Consider the following 14,942-nt stretch of genomic DNA (forward strand, 5'->3'; position numbering starts at 1 on the left):
GATCACCAGTCACACCGACGATCGGCGGCACCATGACTTCCAACCCCAATACCCCCTCCAATGGAGACGATTCACCCGTGGATCCCTTGGCGGAAATGCTGAAGAACCTGATGGGCGGGCAAGGCATGGGCAACATCGACCCCGCCGAATTGGCGAAGGCCGCAGGGCTGCCGAACGACCCCAACATGCTGCAGCAGATGTTCGCCCAGGTGCAGGCCATGATGAGCTCCACTTCCGAGGGCCCCGTCAACTGGCAGCTCGCCCACGAGAATGCCCGGCGTGTTGCCGCCGCCAGCACGGATCCGTCAGTGAATGCCTCGCAGGCGCGCGAAGTCGACGAAGCACTTCGGCTCGCGGAACTCTGGCTGGATCCGGTCACCGATCTTCAGGCGACGGGCCTCATCGGACGCGCTTGGTCCCGCGCTGAATGGGTCGAAGCCACCCTCGCAACGTGGAAGAGGCTCACCGAGCCGGTGGCCAACAGCATCGCCAATGCCCTGTCGGACGCGCTGACCCAGCAGATGCCGGAAGAAATGAAGGCAATGATGGGTGGCACCTCATCCATGTTGCAGAACATGGGCGGCGCCATCTTCGGCATGCAATTGGGCCAGGCTATTGGCGCCCTGTCCGCCGAGGTGGTCAGCTCTACGGACATCGGTGTTCCGCTCGCCGATCTCGAAATGGCGTTGCTCCCGGCCAATGTGGCGAAATTCGGCGAAGGCCTGAGCGTCCCCGAGAATGAGGTCCGGCTGTTCCTGGCCGTCCGCGAAGCCGCGCACGCCCGGCTCTTCGTGCAGGTTCCCTGGCTGCGAGGCCATCTCCTCGGCGCGATCGAAGCTTACGCCCGGGGCATCCACATCGACTTGTCCCGGGTCGAGGACCTCGCCCGGGATCTGGATCCAAGCAACCCAGAGGGCATTCAAGCAGCCCTCTCCCAAGGGGTATTCACGCCCGAGCGCACTCCAGAGCAATCAGCTGCCTTGGAGAAACTCGAAACGGCCCTGGCGCTCGTTGAAGGCTGGGTGGACGAACTCACGGCCGCAGCCACCGAGAACGTGCTGCCATCCGCCGTCGCACTTCGCGAGATGGTGCGCAGGCGCCGCGCAACGGGAGGCCCCGCGGAACACGCGTTCTCCTCGCTGGTGGGACTCGAGCTGCGCCCCCGGCGCCTGCGCGAAGCCGCCACGCTGTGGGCTGTGTTGAAGGAAGAACGCGGACTCGCCGGCCGCGATGCCATCTGGCAGCATCCCGATCTGCTGCCCACGGCGCAAGACCTCGACGACCCGGCCGGCTTCACCGAACGGCGCCGCCTCGCGGAAGCCAGCGACACCGAAGTGGACGATGCGCTGCAGAAGCTCCTCGAAGGGGGCTATGACGCTCCGAAGGATGAGGAGAACACAGAGGGCACCCCGGGGACGCCTGGTGACGGAGACACCCCTGACGGCACGGAATCCGGCGAGCCCAAAGCCTAGCGGCGCTTTGGACACCTAATCGGAGTCGGCGTCCCTGCCCCCGGCCGGGACGCCGATGCCTTCTTCATCCGGCCCAAGCCCCCGCGACGTCGCGAATGCGACGCCCTCCAGGAAGGCCTTGGCCCGCTGCGTTTCGGGGTATGCCTCCAGCAAGCGCCAAAACGCGGCGTTGTGCCCTGCCACGAGCAGATGCGCGAGTTCGTGGAGCAACACGTAGTCGATCACCCATTGCGGCATGGACCGGAGCTTGTCGGAAAGGCGGATACTCCCGTCCGCCGGGGTTGCCGACCCCCACCGTGACTTCTGGTTGCTCACCCAGCGGACCGACGTCGGGGCGGCACGCCCGCCCAAATACTTTGCGGAAAGTGCCGCGGCATGCCCGGCAAGGGCTGCGTCGCTCGCGGGCCTCCTCTTTCCGGCACCTTGGGCGCCCCTCTCACCCTGCCTCTTGAGCTTGTCCAGCATCCGCCGGACCCATTCGCTCTCTTGTGCCTTCGTGAAATGGGCCGGGATCGCGACGACTGCGTTCCCGTCCTCCCAGAAAGCCGCCACAGTATGCCGGCGGCGGGTCGAGCGACGAACGACGACGGGAGCGCCGTCGTCGGTGGTCAGCGGCATAGCGGGCTTTCCCCCAAGCCGCGGCACTAGGCAGACCCGTTCTCGACCAGGACTGCCAACACGGCTTCACCGTATTTTTCCAATTTGGAAGGCCCCACTCCGGCGAGACTTGCCAGTTCTTCAAGCGAAGCAGGCCGGGCCTCGGCGATGGCAGTCAACGTCGCATCCGTGAAGACCACGTAGGCGGGAACATCATTGCTCAAGGCCTCTTCCTTGCGCCATTGCCGCAAAGCCTCAAAGGTCTGTTCCTCGTACGTGGCCGGGCACTGGCTGCAGCGGCCCATTTTGCGTTCGGCGCCAGTGACGAGCATCGTGCCGCAGACCCTGCACGACGCCGGTGCTGCGGCCTTGCGCCGTGGCGTGGCGCGGCTGCGCGCGCTGGCTCCGAGCACCGAATCGGGCCGGAGACCGTCAAGGAATCGCGACGGCTTGCGGTTGGCACGGCCACCAGGCGTTCGGGCCGTGGACCAGGACAGATTCAGGTGCTCGCGTGCCCGCGTGATCCCGACATAGAGCAAGCGCCGTTCCTCGTCTACGCTCTCCGGAGTGTCTGCGAAGGAGATAGGCATCAGTCCCTCGCTCAAGCCCACCAGGAACACGGCATCCCACTCCAAGCCCTTCGCCGCGTGCAGCGAAGCGAGGGTCACGCCTTGGACCGTTGGAGCGTGCTGGGCCCCCGACCGCTCCTGGAGTTCGTTGACGAACTCCATCAACGTGAATTCCGGCCCGCGGCTGATAGCGAGTTCGTCCGCGAGTGCCACCAGCGCTGCCAGCGATTCCCAGCGTTCGCGGAGTGCGCCTCCGCTGTGCGGGGCGGAGTCCGTATAGCCGAGCGAAGCCACGATGTCGCGGACGAGTTGCCCGAGGGGCTCCTTCGCCGAATCCTCGGCTACGGCACGCGTGGCGGCGCGCAGCTGCAGGATGGCATTGCGGACTTCCTTGCGCGCGAAGAAGCGCTCCCCGCCTCGCAGCTGGTAGCCGATGCCTGCCGAAGCAAGAGCCTGTTCGTACGTTTCTGATTGGCCATTGGTGCGGAAGAGCACGGCAATCTCGCTCGCCTTGGTGCCGGCGTCGATCAACTCCCGGATCCGCCCCGCGACCACGGCCGCCTCGGCCTCGTCGTCAGGGCATTCCATGAACCGCGGTTCCGGTCCGGCCGGGCGCTGGGCCACCAGCTGCAGGGGCTTGGCCCAGGCTGCGTCGGCCACCGTTCCTCCACTGCGCCGGGAGCCCAGGAGATCGTTGGCCAGCTTCACTACCTGAGGCGTGGAGCGGTAGTCACGAACCAGTTTGACGACCGTCGCCGAAGGGTATTGACCCTTGAATCCCAGGAGATGTTGAGGAGAGGCTCCCGTGAAGGAGTAGATGGTCTGGCTGGCGTCGCCCACCACGCAGATTTCTTCGCGACCGCCAAGCCACAGCTCAAGCAGCCTCTGCTGCAGCGGGGAAACGTCCTGGTACTCGTCCACCACAAAGTGCCGGTACTGCTCGCGGACCGTAGCTGCCACCTTCGGGTCTTCCTGGAGGATGCCCACGGTGATCAACAGGACGTCCTCGAAGTCGATCACGTTGCGGTCCGTCTTCACATCCTCGTAGGACTGGAAAACCCGCGCGACGGCTGTGAGGTCGAAACCTCCAGGCGTGCCCCGGCCGTGCGCGTTCTCAAGGTAGTTGGCTGGTGTCAGCATTGAAACCTTGGCCCACTCGATCTCCGCCGCAAGGTCACGGATGGACGCCCGATCAGTACTCAGCCGGAGCCGCCGCGCGGCTTCGGCGATCATGTTCGCCTTATGGTCCAGCAGGTTTGGCAGGACACCGCCGATCGCCTGCGGCCAGAAGAACTGCAATTGCCTCAGCGCAGCGGCGTGGAAAGTGCGTGCTTGGACATTACCGACGCCAAGATCCCGCAGCCGGCTGCGCATCTCGGCGGCGGCCCGGGAGGTGAAAGTGACAGCAAGGAGCCGCTGGGGGCTGTACACCCCGGAATGGACACCGTAGGCAATGCGATGGGTGATAGCCCGCGTCTTTCCCGTACCCGCTCCGGCGAGGACGCACATGGGCCCTGTGAGGTTGCTCGCGACTTCCCGCTGCTCGGTATCCAGGCCGCCAAGAATCCGTTCCTCAAGGGAAAGGGTGTCGCTGAAAATCCCGTCGGTCACGGCTGGAGGTCCTCGATGACGCCGCCGTACCAGTGCTCGATCAAAGAACGCGCGATCGAAAGCCTCGTGGGGATCGTGATCTCACCGTTGAGCACGGCTGCCTGGAGTTCCGCGCGGCTGTACCAGCGTGCCCGGGTGACCTCGACGCCGTCGGGCCGGGCCTCGGCGTCGTCCGTTGTTGCGGTGAACCCGAGCATGAGCGAAGCCGGGAACGGCCACGATTGCGAGCCAAGGTACTGGCAAGCGGTGACCTGCACGCCTACCTCTTCCCCGATTTCGCGAACCACGGCCTGTTCGAGCGATTCCCCGGGTTCAACGAACCCGGCCAAGGTGGAGTAGTTCTTGGCATCGATCGGCCCTCCGCCTCCCAGGAGCAGCCTGCCGTCGGGTCCGACCACGGTGACGATGATGGCCGGGTCGGTCCTCGGATAGTGCTCCGATTTGTCCCGCGGGCACCTCCGAACCCAGCCGCTGGCTTCGATTTCCGTGGGAGTTCCGCACTGAGGGCAGTGGGTATGGGTGGCATGCCAATTGGAAATGGCACTGGCCTCAACAAACAAGGCCGTGTCCATGGCCCCGAGGCGGGAAGCAACCTCCCGGAATCCTGCCCACGAGCCATCGGCCGGAAGGCCCGCGGTGCCGGGCGGGACCGGCTCGGCGGGCACGAAGAGGACGAGGGGCGTTTGCTCCGGAACAGACGAAGCGGCAAGGGTCCGACCGAGATAAATCGCAGTGGGGCGGCCGCTGGCCGCCCGGAGGGAATCGAAGAGCGGTGCGGCGTCCCCCAGCCACAGCTCGTCACCGACTACGAGCGCTTGGCGCTGAGACAACACCATGGCCTTGGCCGAACCGGAGGAGATCAACTCGTCAAGCATGCCCGGGTTCAGGCGTTCAGCAGATCCGCGGTCAACCATGGCAGGGCGCACCGGAAGAACAGTATCGATAAGGTGGTTTGCCGGCGCCTGGAACTCGGTGAAACTCATGTACCTACCGTACTGACTCGCACCGACAATTGACATTTGGAGCCATCGGCGACGCACGGCCTCGAATGCTGTTTTCCAGCCGATCTGAAGACTCGCCGCACTGCATCGCCGCCAGAGGCGCATGTCAATCTACCGTGGAAGGCGTGAGAAGAACACCGTTCGAACTGGCCGCTGTAGCTACTGCGGCGGTGCCCGGCCTGACGCCAACGGCCGCCGCCTCCGCCCCGGATGATGCCGCCGATTTCGATTCGGCGCTTCTGCTGGATTCAGAGGGCAAGCGCTGGCGCGTCCGTTCGCCACGCCACCCGGAAGCCAGCGCCCGGTTGGAAACCGAATTCATGATTCTGCGGGCTTTCGCGCCGGCGATACGGGCCGAGTTGCCTTTCCTGATGCCCACCGTGGCCGGAACGGTTCGCCAAGGCGCCCTGAGCACATTTGTCTACGCCCATTTGGCGGGAGCCACGCGCAGCATCGAAGAGTTGTCGGGCTGCAGTGAGGCCTTGGCCAAGGAGATAGGTGCGGCGCTCGCTGCCGTACACGACCTCCCCCAATCGCTCGTCAACAACGCCGATCTTCCCAGCTACACCGCCAACGAATTCCGCCAGCGCAAGTTGAACGAGCTGGACCAGGCCGCCACTACCGGCAAGATTCCGCCGGCCCTGCTGCGTCGCTGGGAGCATGCACTGGAGGACGTGGTGCTGTGGCGCTTCAATCCGTGCGTGGTGCACGGCGATCTCCATGAAGACAATTTGCTGATCGACGGCGACAGCGTGACGGCCCTGACGGGGTGGACCGATCTGCGCATCGGCGATCCAGCCGATGACTTCGCCTGGCTCGTGGCGTCGAACGAACAGAACTTCGTGGAGTCCGTCATGCGGCACTACACGCAAGCCCGACGGGATACTCCTGACAGCCACCTGCTGCGGCGCTCGGCACTTCTTGCCGAATTCGCCCTGGCGCAGTATCTCGTCAAAGCCTTGGCAGCCGGTCACGCCGAGATGACCGCAGAAGCAGAGGCGATGCTCAAGTCCCTCGCCGACGACATCGAGGAGCAAAACGCGTTGGCAGCCGAGGAGTCGGCTGCCGCCGCGGAGCGCGCCGCCGCGGATGGGGTTGCAGCACCGGGAGTCGGCGTCGCTTCGGAAGCCACGGCCTCTGATGGCGGCCCAGCCAAGCCCACAGTGAGTGTCACAACCATCCCGGAGACGGCCCGCGAAGATCATCCCGAAGGCCGTCCGGAAACGGCCAGCGCAACGCCGTCGGTCACTGTCGAACCCGTGGAAGAAGCCGCTGCGGACGAAGCAATCGAGGAGCCTGCGGGAGAACCGGCCGACGCGAGCGACCCGACGCCGGAGGCGGCGTCTGAATCGGACGACACCTCGACGACGGCCCTCCCGGTAGTAGAGTCCACCCCGCTGCAGGACGCCAAGGACCATTAGCCCGTCCTGGCTTAGTTGCCCTCCAAGCGGTTCCGTGTGCCGAGCGCGGAAGCGATGACCTTCTCCAGCTCTTCGCCCGTGCCCAGGTCGTGGGGCCTCACGACAGCGTCATCGGCAACGTAGTAGAACGCCGCACTGACTTGCTCCAGCGGCACATTTTTAAGGCGCGCCCATGCCAGCCGGTAGACGGCCAACTGCACGGCGCGGGTCTTGAGCTGCCTGCCCGCCGGGCGCTTGCCCGTCTTCCAGTCGACCAGTTCCCATGTGCCGTCCGCACCGCGGAAGACAGCGTCTATCCGTCCGCGCACCACGACGTCCCCGATCCGCGTTTCCACGGGAACTTCGACGAAGGCCGGGGAACGGTGTGCCCATTCTGAATTGCTGAACGTCGCGACCATCTCATCAAGCCCATAGGCTTCGTCGATGTGGGAGTCAGAGCCGGGCGCTTCCTCGAGATCCAGCATGCCTGTGGTTCCGAAGTACTCCTCCACCCAGGAATGGAACGCAGTACCTTTGCGTGCCGAGATCCCGGGTTGCCGAGGCACGGGTCGCCGGAGTTGGGCCAGCACCGCAGTTGGATCATCTCCCAGGTCGACGAACATGGATGCCGAGATGTGCCCGGGCAAATGAACGTCCTGGACGGGTTTCCGCCGCAGTTGCCGTTCCAACAACAATTCCGCTTCGGCTGCCCAGCCGGCGGCGGCCCCGTGGAGGGAGTTCGGCGAGCCATCGATGACCAGCGGAGAATCCGCCCGCAGTCCCTCAATGGCGTCCCTGACCCTGATGGCTGCCGTCTCCATGGCGGCCCGGCGACCCGGGACCAAGCGGAGCCGTTTCCCCGTGCGTGGGTCGCTCGGTCCCTCGAGCGGGTCGTAGGGGAAGATTGCCACCTCCGTCCCGACGGTCAGGGGACTCTCGGTGGGCAGCGCATCTTCGCTGAGCGACTGGGGGTGTATGGCCGCGGCCGACGCTCCACGGGCATCGGCGCCTCCCTCACCGGCAAGGGATGCCAGCTCAGAAAGGAAGGGTGACGTCTCGGCGATCCCTGCCCGGGAACCATTCCACGCGGCGCTCGATGCCCACAGGACGAACTTTGCGCGGGTATAGGCCACATACGCGAGTCGCCGCTCTTCAGCCTCACCGTGGTGCTGGACCTCCGATTTGAAGTCCTTTTCGGCATCAAGCCACCCCTTTTGGTCCGGCTGCTCCAGATCCCATTGAGGGAGGTCCGCCCGGTCGCCACGGAGGGGCCATGGAAGCGCTGCAGCACCGCTGCTCCATCGGGAGTCCCGGCTACTCGGGAACGCCCCGGCGTTGAGACCGGGAACAAAGACAACGTCCCATTCCAGGCCTTTGGACGCGTGCACCGTTAGCAATTGCACGGCCTCGTGGTTCACCTCGGCGTCGGCCATGTCCAGTCCGTCTTCTTCTGATGCGGCCGCTTCAAGCCATCCCAGAAAAGCCAGTAGATCCACACGCTGCGAAGTCTGCAGGAAACCCGCCGCGGCATCATGGAATGCGTCCAGGTTCCGTCGAGCCTGGTGGATACTCGTCCCGGGCTTCGCCGCGACTTCAATATCAAGCAGCATGGCACGTTCCACCTCGCCGATCAGCGTGGTCAGGTCATCTCCGATGAAGCCCCGCAGGTTCCGAAGCTCCGCGGACAGCCGGCCAAGCCGGTCCAAGGCCGCTGCGCTGAGGGAGCGCCCGTGGCCGGAGGTCCACCCCGGGCGTGGCAGGAAGTCCAAGGCCTCCACCAGGCTGGCAGCGTCGGTGATGTCGCTCTCCACGACCACCTCCATAGGGCTTTCGTCCGCACTCGACGCTAAGGCGCCGTCTCCCGCAATGCCGTCTCCCGCGCCGCCGTGGGATCGCCGCCGGGCCAGGAACCGGGACCAGTCGCTGAAGGCCATCAGGTCAGCAGTTCCAATCCTCCAGCGGGCGCCGGCCAGCAAACGCATCAGGGCATCCGAACGGCCGGGATCGGCGAGGACCCGCAGCTCAGCCACAAGATCCACTACTTCAGGGGTGTCGAGGAGCCCGCCGAGGCCGACGATTTCGTACGGAATCCCCTGGACCTCGAATTCCCGCCGCAAGCACTCCATCTGCGCCCGACGGCGGCAGAGTACTGCCATGGTGGGAGAAACCGGCGTACCGTCGGCCGCGGTTTCAAAGACTGTGCGCCGGTAGCGGCGGACGTCCCGCCCGATCGCTGCGGCTTCGTCTTCGTCCGTGGCAAAACGTCCGAGAACGACGTTGCCGTCCACTGCTGCCGGGCTCGGCTGCAAGGGAGGTACCGCCACGGAGCTCTCTTCGGTCCTGGCGCCCGGGGCTCCCTCATGCGCGGCGGCTTTGTTGAGGGGTGCAGAAATGACATTGGCAGCGGCCAGAATGTTGCGCCCGTTCCGCCAGGCAGTGGTCAGGTACGAGGTGGGTGCGGTGGCAAGGGACGCCCTTCCAAAGCCGTCTTCCACCCGGACGGGAAATTCCTGGACAAAGTGGAATAGCTGGCCGGCCGAGGCACCCCTGAACCCATAGATGGATTGGTTGGGGTCCCCGACCGCCGTCACGGCGTGCCCGCCGCCGAACAGGCGGGAGAACAGGACCAATTGGGCGTGCGAGGTGTCTTGGAATTCATCCAGCAACACGACCTTGTAGCGGGCGCGCTCTGTGGAGGCCGCCAAGGGTATGTCCTGGGCAATCTTCGCAGCGAGCGCAACGAGGTCTCCGAAGTCGAGGACACCGCGAGTTCTCTTGGCCTCCTGGTAACGCCCTACCATGTCCGCGACGCTGGCCCTGGTCCGCAACATGGCGCCGAGATCGCCGGCAGCTTGGGTCGGGTTCTTTTTCGCCGCAGACATATAGGGCAATTGCGCGAATTCGGACACGCGATCCAATAGCCACCGTTGGACCTCGGCGGGTTCACGCAAGTGTTCGGCACACTCGCCGGCCAACTGCATCACGGCGTTGACCAACGTGGACTTGGCAGCGGTGAAGTGCTCATAGTCGCCGTCGTACGCTTCGACCACTTCGCTCGCAAGCTGCCAGGCCTGGGCGCCGCCGAGCAGCACGACATCCCGCTCTATGCCCAGGCGCAGGCCGTAGTCGGACACGATGCCGCTGGCATAGGAGTGGTAGGTGGACACCTTGGGTTCAAGCTCATCTGAGCCTGCAACACCCTCCGGGAAGTTGTATTGCCCGTTGTCCGAGGAAGCGATGCGCTGCAGGGTAGCCAGTTTCGCGCGGATACGGCTGGCCAGTTCTCCTGCCGCCTTACGGGTGAAGGTGACGCCAAGGACCTCTTCGGGGCGAACCCAGCCGTTCGCAACAAGCCACACCACCCGGTCCGCCATGGTTGCGGTCTTCCCGGACCCGGCGCCGGCGATGACCAGCCGGGGGGTCAAAGGTGAGGCGATAATGGCGGATTGCTCTTCCGTGGGACGGTTCTTTTCGCCCAGGATGCCGGCCAATTCGCCGGGCGAGAATCGAGGTTCCGGCAATACCGCGGCGCCGTCGGCGGCTTCTCCGGGACCGATTCCGGCGAGTGTCTGGACGGTCATTCAGTGACCTGCTTTCCCCTGGCGCATAGCGGGCAAATATCGGGCAGTCGGCAGCCGTGGCCTCCGTGGCTGCCTTTTGAGGGATCGTGACGTGCTTCGAAGCTTGCCCCGGCCATGAGCACAGCGGCCTCGCTCACAAGGTCCTGCGCCCAGTTATCTCCCGGGTCCAGGGGCTCCTGCACCTGGACCGCCGGCGTCTTCGTCTTGGTCCCCAGCTGCGCCAGCACCGCACCACCAGGAACTGATCCTGGAACGGTTTCCTGGAACGCCCCGTGCAACACGGCAGCTTGATACGCGCCCAACTGGGGGTGCCTGGCGAGTTCGGCTTTGCCGGGCTGGCGTTTGCCCGTCTTGAGGTCCACAATCACCAGCCTGCCCTCCGCATCTATTTCCAAACGATCCACTTGACCCCGAAGCACGGCGTTCCGGACAGCGCCGGCATCCTCGGCACCGTCCAGCCGCACCTCCGGGAGGGGAACCTCGAAGTCAGTTTCGACGCCTACGAGGCTCCGGCCCTCGCTCCGCATGACGAGGACGTATTGGGCGAGTTTCCGGACCATCTGCTCCGCACGTTGGAAGTCCAGCCTGCCCTCCCAGTTGTCCTTCATGCCAAGCGTCGGCCAGCGACGCACGAGCTCCGCGACATACTCGGCGCCGGAAGCATCGGGCAACTCCTGGGCAATCGCATGCACCAGGGTGCCCAGGCTGCGGGCAAAGTCGGTGGCGGCCTCTCCCCCGGCCGCCTGGACAAACCAGTCCAGCGGCGATTTGTGCACGCTTTCCACCTTCGAAGGAGAAACAAACACCGTGCCCTGCCCTGGGACCACCGGTGCTTCGCTGCTAAGTGGTGCCAGCCCCCACCAGGAGTCCGGATGCGCGCCTGGCACTGCGGGATCCGCGGTGGCGAGGTGTGCCAGCACACGCGCAGCTTCCGCGGCTTCCTCGGCCACGCCCGGCCGCACAAGCGCGGCGTCATCCGGCTGAACGCGCTGCCTCAGCTCGGCCACCAAGGCGCGCAGCGTCATGGGCCGGCCAACTGGCGTGTACTCGCGCCGGTACTGACCCTGTTCCAAAGGGGCCACGTAGTCGAGAAACGCCGACTGCTGCTCGTCCTCGGAAGAAACCGCCGTGCAAATGAGAACTTCCCGGGCACGCGAAACGGCCGTCGAGAAGCTGCGCAGTTCGTCGTAGCGGATATCCCGCAGCCGGCTGAGGGGGCCGCGCTGCAAGGCGTGTTCAACCCCATGCTCCACGGCATCGGCAAACAAAGTACTGCCAAGGAGTTCACCCCGGAGCCTCGTGTTGGGCCAGACGCCCTCCTGCAGGCCAGCGACGATGACCACGGCCCACTCCCGCCCGGCCGCGCTGGCTGGCGTCATGAGCTCCACCGCTTCCTCCAACTGGGCCCTGGCGGCAAGTGTGTCCATGGGGAGTTCCTGGCTGAGCAGGTACTCCAGGAACTGTTCGGGACCTGAGCCGGGAAGCTGGTCGACGTAGCGCTCGGCCGTGTGGAACAGGGCCATCATGGCGTCAAGGTCCCGGTCCGCACGGGCGCCGGACGCGCCGCCGTCGAGCGCCATTTCCGTCCAGCGCGAAGCCAGCCCGGTGGCTTGCCACAACGCCCACAACACGGTCTCGGCGTTGGCTCCTGGTTCGGCGGCGGCAAGCCGACCCGCCGCGATCATGCGGGCCAGGCGCCGTGCCGAGCCGCCCTCGATGCCCAAGGACCCCAATGCCCCCGGCTCCAGCAACGCTTCGACGAGCAGCGCGTCGCTGGACCGTCCGCCACCGCCCAACAGCTCCTCCCTGCGCAGGGATTGCCGCAGGCGGCGCAACTCGATGGCGGTAGCACCGCCGATCCTCGAGGTGAGAAGGGAAACCGCAGACTCCGGCGTCAGCTTGGCGGCGTCCAGCACCACTCCGTACACCTCAAGCAGGGGACGGACAGCCACTTCGTCGCGGACGGCGGAATCAGCGACAGGAACACGGACGGGTATTCCTTGACCGCTCAAGTAGCGTTGCAATTGCGCCAATTGCCCACCGTTGCGCACGATCACTGCGATGTCCCCGAACTCGTGGTTCTCGCGCAGCTGGGCTTCAAGGATGCGCTGTGCCACGTAGCGCAACTCGTGCACTGTGGAGGGAAGGACATGTCCTTCCACACGGCCGGCGGCCTGCCGACTTCCGGAACGCGCCTCCGCGGCCGGTGCGGGCAGCGGGTCCAGGCGCCTGGCCATTTGCCCTCCGGCACGCTGCGAAATGCGCGCAGCCACGCCTGTCCACGCTTTCGCGATATCGGGAAGGTGGCGGTGGGTATGGCGCAGGGGAAGCTCCTGCACAGTGCCATGGCCCCCTGGGGATGTGCCTCCGAGCAGCCGGGGCAGCTCGGCGACGAGGTCGGGCCGGGCGCCGCGGAACCCTTGGACGACGGTATCCGGGGAGAACGCCACCAAGACATCCTTTCCTTCCGCGATGTCCGCAAGCAACTCGAACACGGCAGGGTTTGCCTCCTGGACGTCGTCCACCAGGATCAACTGCAACCGCTCGCGCTCTGCCTCCAGGAATCCGGGTGAGTCCTGGAAGATCTGGCGCGCCGCGGTGATGATTCCTGCGGGATCAAAGGCTTCCGGCATGCGAAGGTCCAGGACGTCGCGGTACTCCGAATAGAGGTCCGCGGCAGCAATCCAGTCAGGTCTGCCGCATTCGTAGGCAAGCGCCCTGAGGTCTTCGGCGGTGCGGCCGGATTCGATGATCCGGTCGAAGAGTTGCCGGATCTCCTGCCGGAATCCGCGAGTAGGCAACGCTGCGGACAGGTCCTTCGGCCAAGGAAGTCCAAACCCCGGCCGGGCGTGCCCCTCGAGCAGCTCCTTGATGATGAGGTCCTGCTCCGGCCCCGAGAGCAACTTGGGCGGCCGCTGCAGCGGCAGGATGCCCTCCGCCTTGGCTCGCCGGATCAGATCGAAAGCGTAGGACGCCCAGGTTCGCGCCGGCGTCGTACTCAAGCTGCGGTCCAGCCGCCCCGTAAAGGTGTCCCGCAGCGCCGACGCCGCATGCCGGCCAGGTGCCAGGATCAGGATCCGTTCCGGGTCAACGCCGTCACGCTCAACGCGCCGCACGGCGGCTTCCACCAGTACAGTCGACTTCCCGGTGCCCGGCGCGCCCGGCACCAGGACCGGCCCGGATCCGAGCGGGAGCCCGACGACGGCGGCTTGGTCGGCGGACAACTCCGGGGCAGCGTAGTGGACCTCGCGGGGCGGAAGCAGGCGCAACCGGGAGGACGACTGCCTCGACTGTGCCTGCCGCGGTTCCTGCGTTTTTTCCTGTGTTGTTTCCTGTGTTGTTTCCTGTGTTGTTTCCTGTGTTGTTTTTTCCTGCGGTGCTTGAGGCGTCGGTGTTGGACTCACACTGTCATTTCATCATCGGGCACAGACAATTTATGGAGCTGGCGTTCGAGTTGCTCAGAGATCGTATCGATGCTGTCGAAGTCCCGGTCCGTCGGAGCCCACCGGGCCAAAGGCAGGTCCACCCGCCAGCGGCCTTCGCCTGTCCGCATGTATTCCTTGTAGGCGCCGTGCAGCGGCGTTCCCTCGTCCAGATAGTGGCGCAGCGCTTCCGGCTCAAGGCCCGGAGGAGCCTCACCGCTTGCACGCAGAACGCGCCACCAAGCCACAGTGCTCCCATGGTGGCTCATGACGGATCCGATCTGCCGGGGACCGCCCGAGCCCAGGAGCTCGGCGACATCCCCATATGACACGGCAACACCGGGCGGCATGAGATCCACGACGGCAAGCACCGCCGTCACAAACTCCATCCGCATGCCACCAGCCTATCGGCATGGGCCGCCGGATCGGCGCGGAAGGAGTGTCGGTCCGGATCTTGTCGTAGGGCGCCGGTAGCGTTGAAGCATGAGTTCCTGGAACACCCTCCCCCGCGCCGCGTTCGACCTTGAGACCACGGGACGGAACTCCCGTTCCGCCCGGATCGTCACTGCTTCGGTCACGGTGGTGGGCGATGACGGCGCCGTCATCAAGGAACTCGAATGGTTGGCGGATCCTGGTGTGGAGATTCCCTTGGAGGCCAGCGAGATCCACGGCATCACCACGGAAAAGGCGAGGGCCGAGGGCCGCCCGGCTTCAGAAGTCACGCGCGAAGTTGCTGCCGCGCTCCAGGAACTTTTCGACGACGGAGTGCCCGTCATTGCGTTCAATGCCAGCTATGACTTCACGGTCTTGGCGGCAGAATCCGCCCGCTACGGGGTGCCGCAGCTGAGCCGTTTCCCCGTGCTTGACCCCTACGTCATGAACAAGCAGGTCGACCGTTACCGCAAGGGCAAGCGGACCCTGACCGCGCTGTGCGAAGAGTACGGCGTAAACCTCGAGAACGCCCACACCTCCGCCGCTGACGCCCTCGCGACCCTGCGCGTCCTGGATGCCATGGCGGGCAAATTCCCGAAGCTGCAGATGCCCGCTTCCAAGCTGCACCAGCTCCAGGTGGATTGGGCTGCCGCACAGGCCGCCGATTTCCAGACGTACCTGCGCCGGACCAAACCAACAGCCGTCATTGAAGGCAATTGGCCGGTTCTTCCCCCCGAAGATGCCAGCCGCGGAGACTTCTAGGCGCGAGGCTTTCACGGCGTCGTCCACGGACCGGACGCTTCCCGAGCGCCCGCATGATGGGACGCACGTCACATAGCACTGGTTGCCTGAACGGG

9 protein-coding genes are annotated in these 14,942 nt (G+C 65.5%); 3 read left to right on the forward strand and 6 right to left on the reverse strand.

All coding sequences use genetic code 11. From position 1 onward, the window contains the following. Positions 1-32: 32 nt before the first annotated feature. Entirely contained in the window at positions 33-1,472 is a 1,440-nt protein-coding gene (locus tag J2S96_RS07980; RefSeq protein ID WP_306861601.1) for a zinc-dependent metalloprotease, read from the forward strand. A 15-nt stretch (positions 1,473-1,487) separates the two neighbouring features. Here the strand turns inward: J2S96_RS07980 and J2S96_RS07985 are convergent, their stop codons facing one another. Genes J2S96_RS07985 through nudC form a run of 3 tightly spaced genes read right to left on the reverse strand, consistent with a single transcriptional unit; the run spans position 1,488 to position 5,232 of the window. Then, a complete protein-coding gene (locus J2S96_RS07985; RefSeq protein ID WP_306861602.1) occupies positions 1,488-2,090 on the reverse strand; it encodes a M48 metallopeptidase family protein in 603 nt (200 codons plus the stop codon). Positions 2,091-2,116: 26 nt separating this feature from the next. Then, positions 2,117-4,249, reverse strand: coding sequence for an ATP-dependent DNA helicase UvrD2 (locus J2S96_RS07990; protein ID WP_306861603.1), 2,133 nt, complete (start codon positions 4,247-4,249; stop codon positions 2,117-2,119). After that, positions 4,246-5,232, reverse strand: a complete 987-nt coding sequence (nudC, locus tag J2S96_RS07995; protein WP_306861604.1) for an NAD(+) diphosphatase — start codon at positions 5,230-5,232, stop codon at positions 4,246-4,248. Before nudC ends, J2S96_RS07990 begins: the two co-directional genes overlap by 4 nt. A gap of 143 nt (positions 5,233-5,375) precedes the next feature. Between nudC and J2S96_RS08000 the strand changes: the two genes are divergently transcribed. Next, a complete protein-coding gene (locus J2S96_RS08000; protein ID WP_306861605.1) occupies positions 5,376-6,671 on the forward strand; it encodes a macrolide 2'-phosphotransferase in 1,296 nt (431 codons plus the stop codon). 11 nt (positions 6,672-6,682) lie between these two features. Here J2S96_RS08000 and J2S96_RS08005 read toward each other — a convergent pair whose 3' ends face one another. From J2S96_RS08005 to J2S96_RS08015, 3 genes are all read right to left on the reverse strand, one after another. Then, the gene (locus J2S96_RS08005; RefSeq protein ID WP_306861606.1) at positions 6,683-10,231 is read right to left on the reverse strand and encodes an ATP-dependent helicase; all 3,549 of its coding nucleotides are present in this window, start codon (positions 10,229-10,231) and stop codon (positions 6,683-6,685) included. Further along, positions 10,228-13,500 (reverse strand): ATP-dependent helicase, encoded by a 3,273-nt coding sequence (locus J2S96_RS08010; RefSeq protein WP_306861772.1) that lies wholly within the window; start codon positions 13,498-13,500, stop codon positions 10,228-10,230. Before J2S96_RS08010 ends, J2S96_RS08005 begins: the two co-directional genes overlap by 4 nt. A 131-nt stretch (positions 13,501-13,631) precedes the next feature. Then, positions 13,632-14,048 (reverse strand): MGMT family protein, encoded by a 417-nt coding sequence (locus J2S96_RS08015; RefSeq protein WP_306861607.1) that lies wholly within the window; start codon positions 14,046-14,048, stop codon positions 13,632-13,634. An 88-nt stretch (positions 14,049-14,136) separates the two neighbouring features. On the opposite strand from J2S96_RS08015, the gene J2S96_RS08020 reads away from it, so the two are divergent. After that, entirely contained in the window at positions 14,137-14,847 is a 711-nt protein-coding gene (locus tag J2S96_RS08020) for a 3'-5' exonuclease (protein WP_306861608.1), read from the forward strand. Positions 14,848-14,942 lie beyond the last annotated feature (95 nt).

The organism is Arthrobacter bambusae (assembly GCF_030812595.1).
Taxonomy (GTDB): Bacteria; Actinomycetota; Actinomycetes; order Actinomycetales; family Micrococcaceae; genus Arthrobacter; species Arthrobacter bambusae_B.

What these genes read in the sequence shown, in the direction of transcription:
- J2S96_RS07985 (WP_306861602.1), bottom strand. Translation starts at nt 2,090, where the DNA reads ATGCCGCTGACCACCGACGACGGCGCTCCCGTCGTCGTTCGTCGCTCG.
- J2S96_RS08015 (WP_306861607.1), bottom strand. Translation starts at nt 14,048, where the DNA reads ATGCGGATGGAGTTTGTGACGGCGGTGCTTGCCGTCGTGGATCTCATG.
- J2S96_RS08005 (WP_306861606.1), bottom strand. Translation starts at nt 10,231, where the DNA reads ATGACCGTCCAGACACTCGCCGGAATCGGTCCCGGAGAAGCCGCCGAC.
- J2S96_RS08020 (WP_306861608.1), top strand. Translation starts at nt 14,137, where the DNA reads ATGAGTTCCTGGAACACCCTCCCCCGCGCCGCGTTCGACCTTGAGACC.
- J2S96_RS07980 (WP_306861601.1), top strand. Translation starts at nt 33, where the DNA reads ATGACTTCCAACCCCAATACCCCCTCCAATGGAGACGATTCACCCGTG.
- nudC (WP_306861604.1), bottom strand. Translation starts at nt 5,232, where the DNA reads ATGAGTTTCACCGAGTTCCAGGCGCCGGCAAACCACCTTATCGATACT.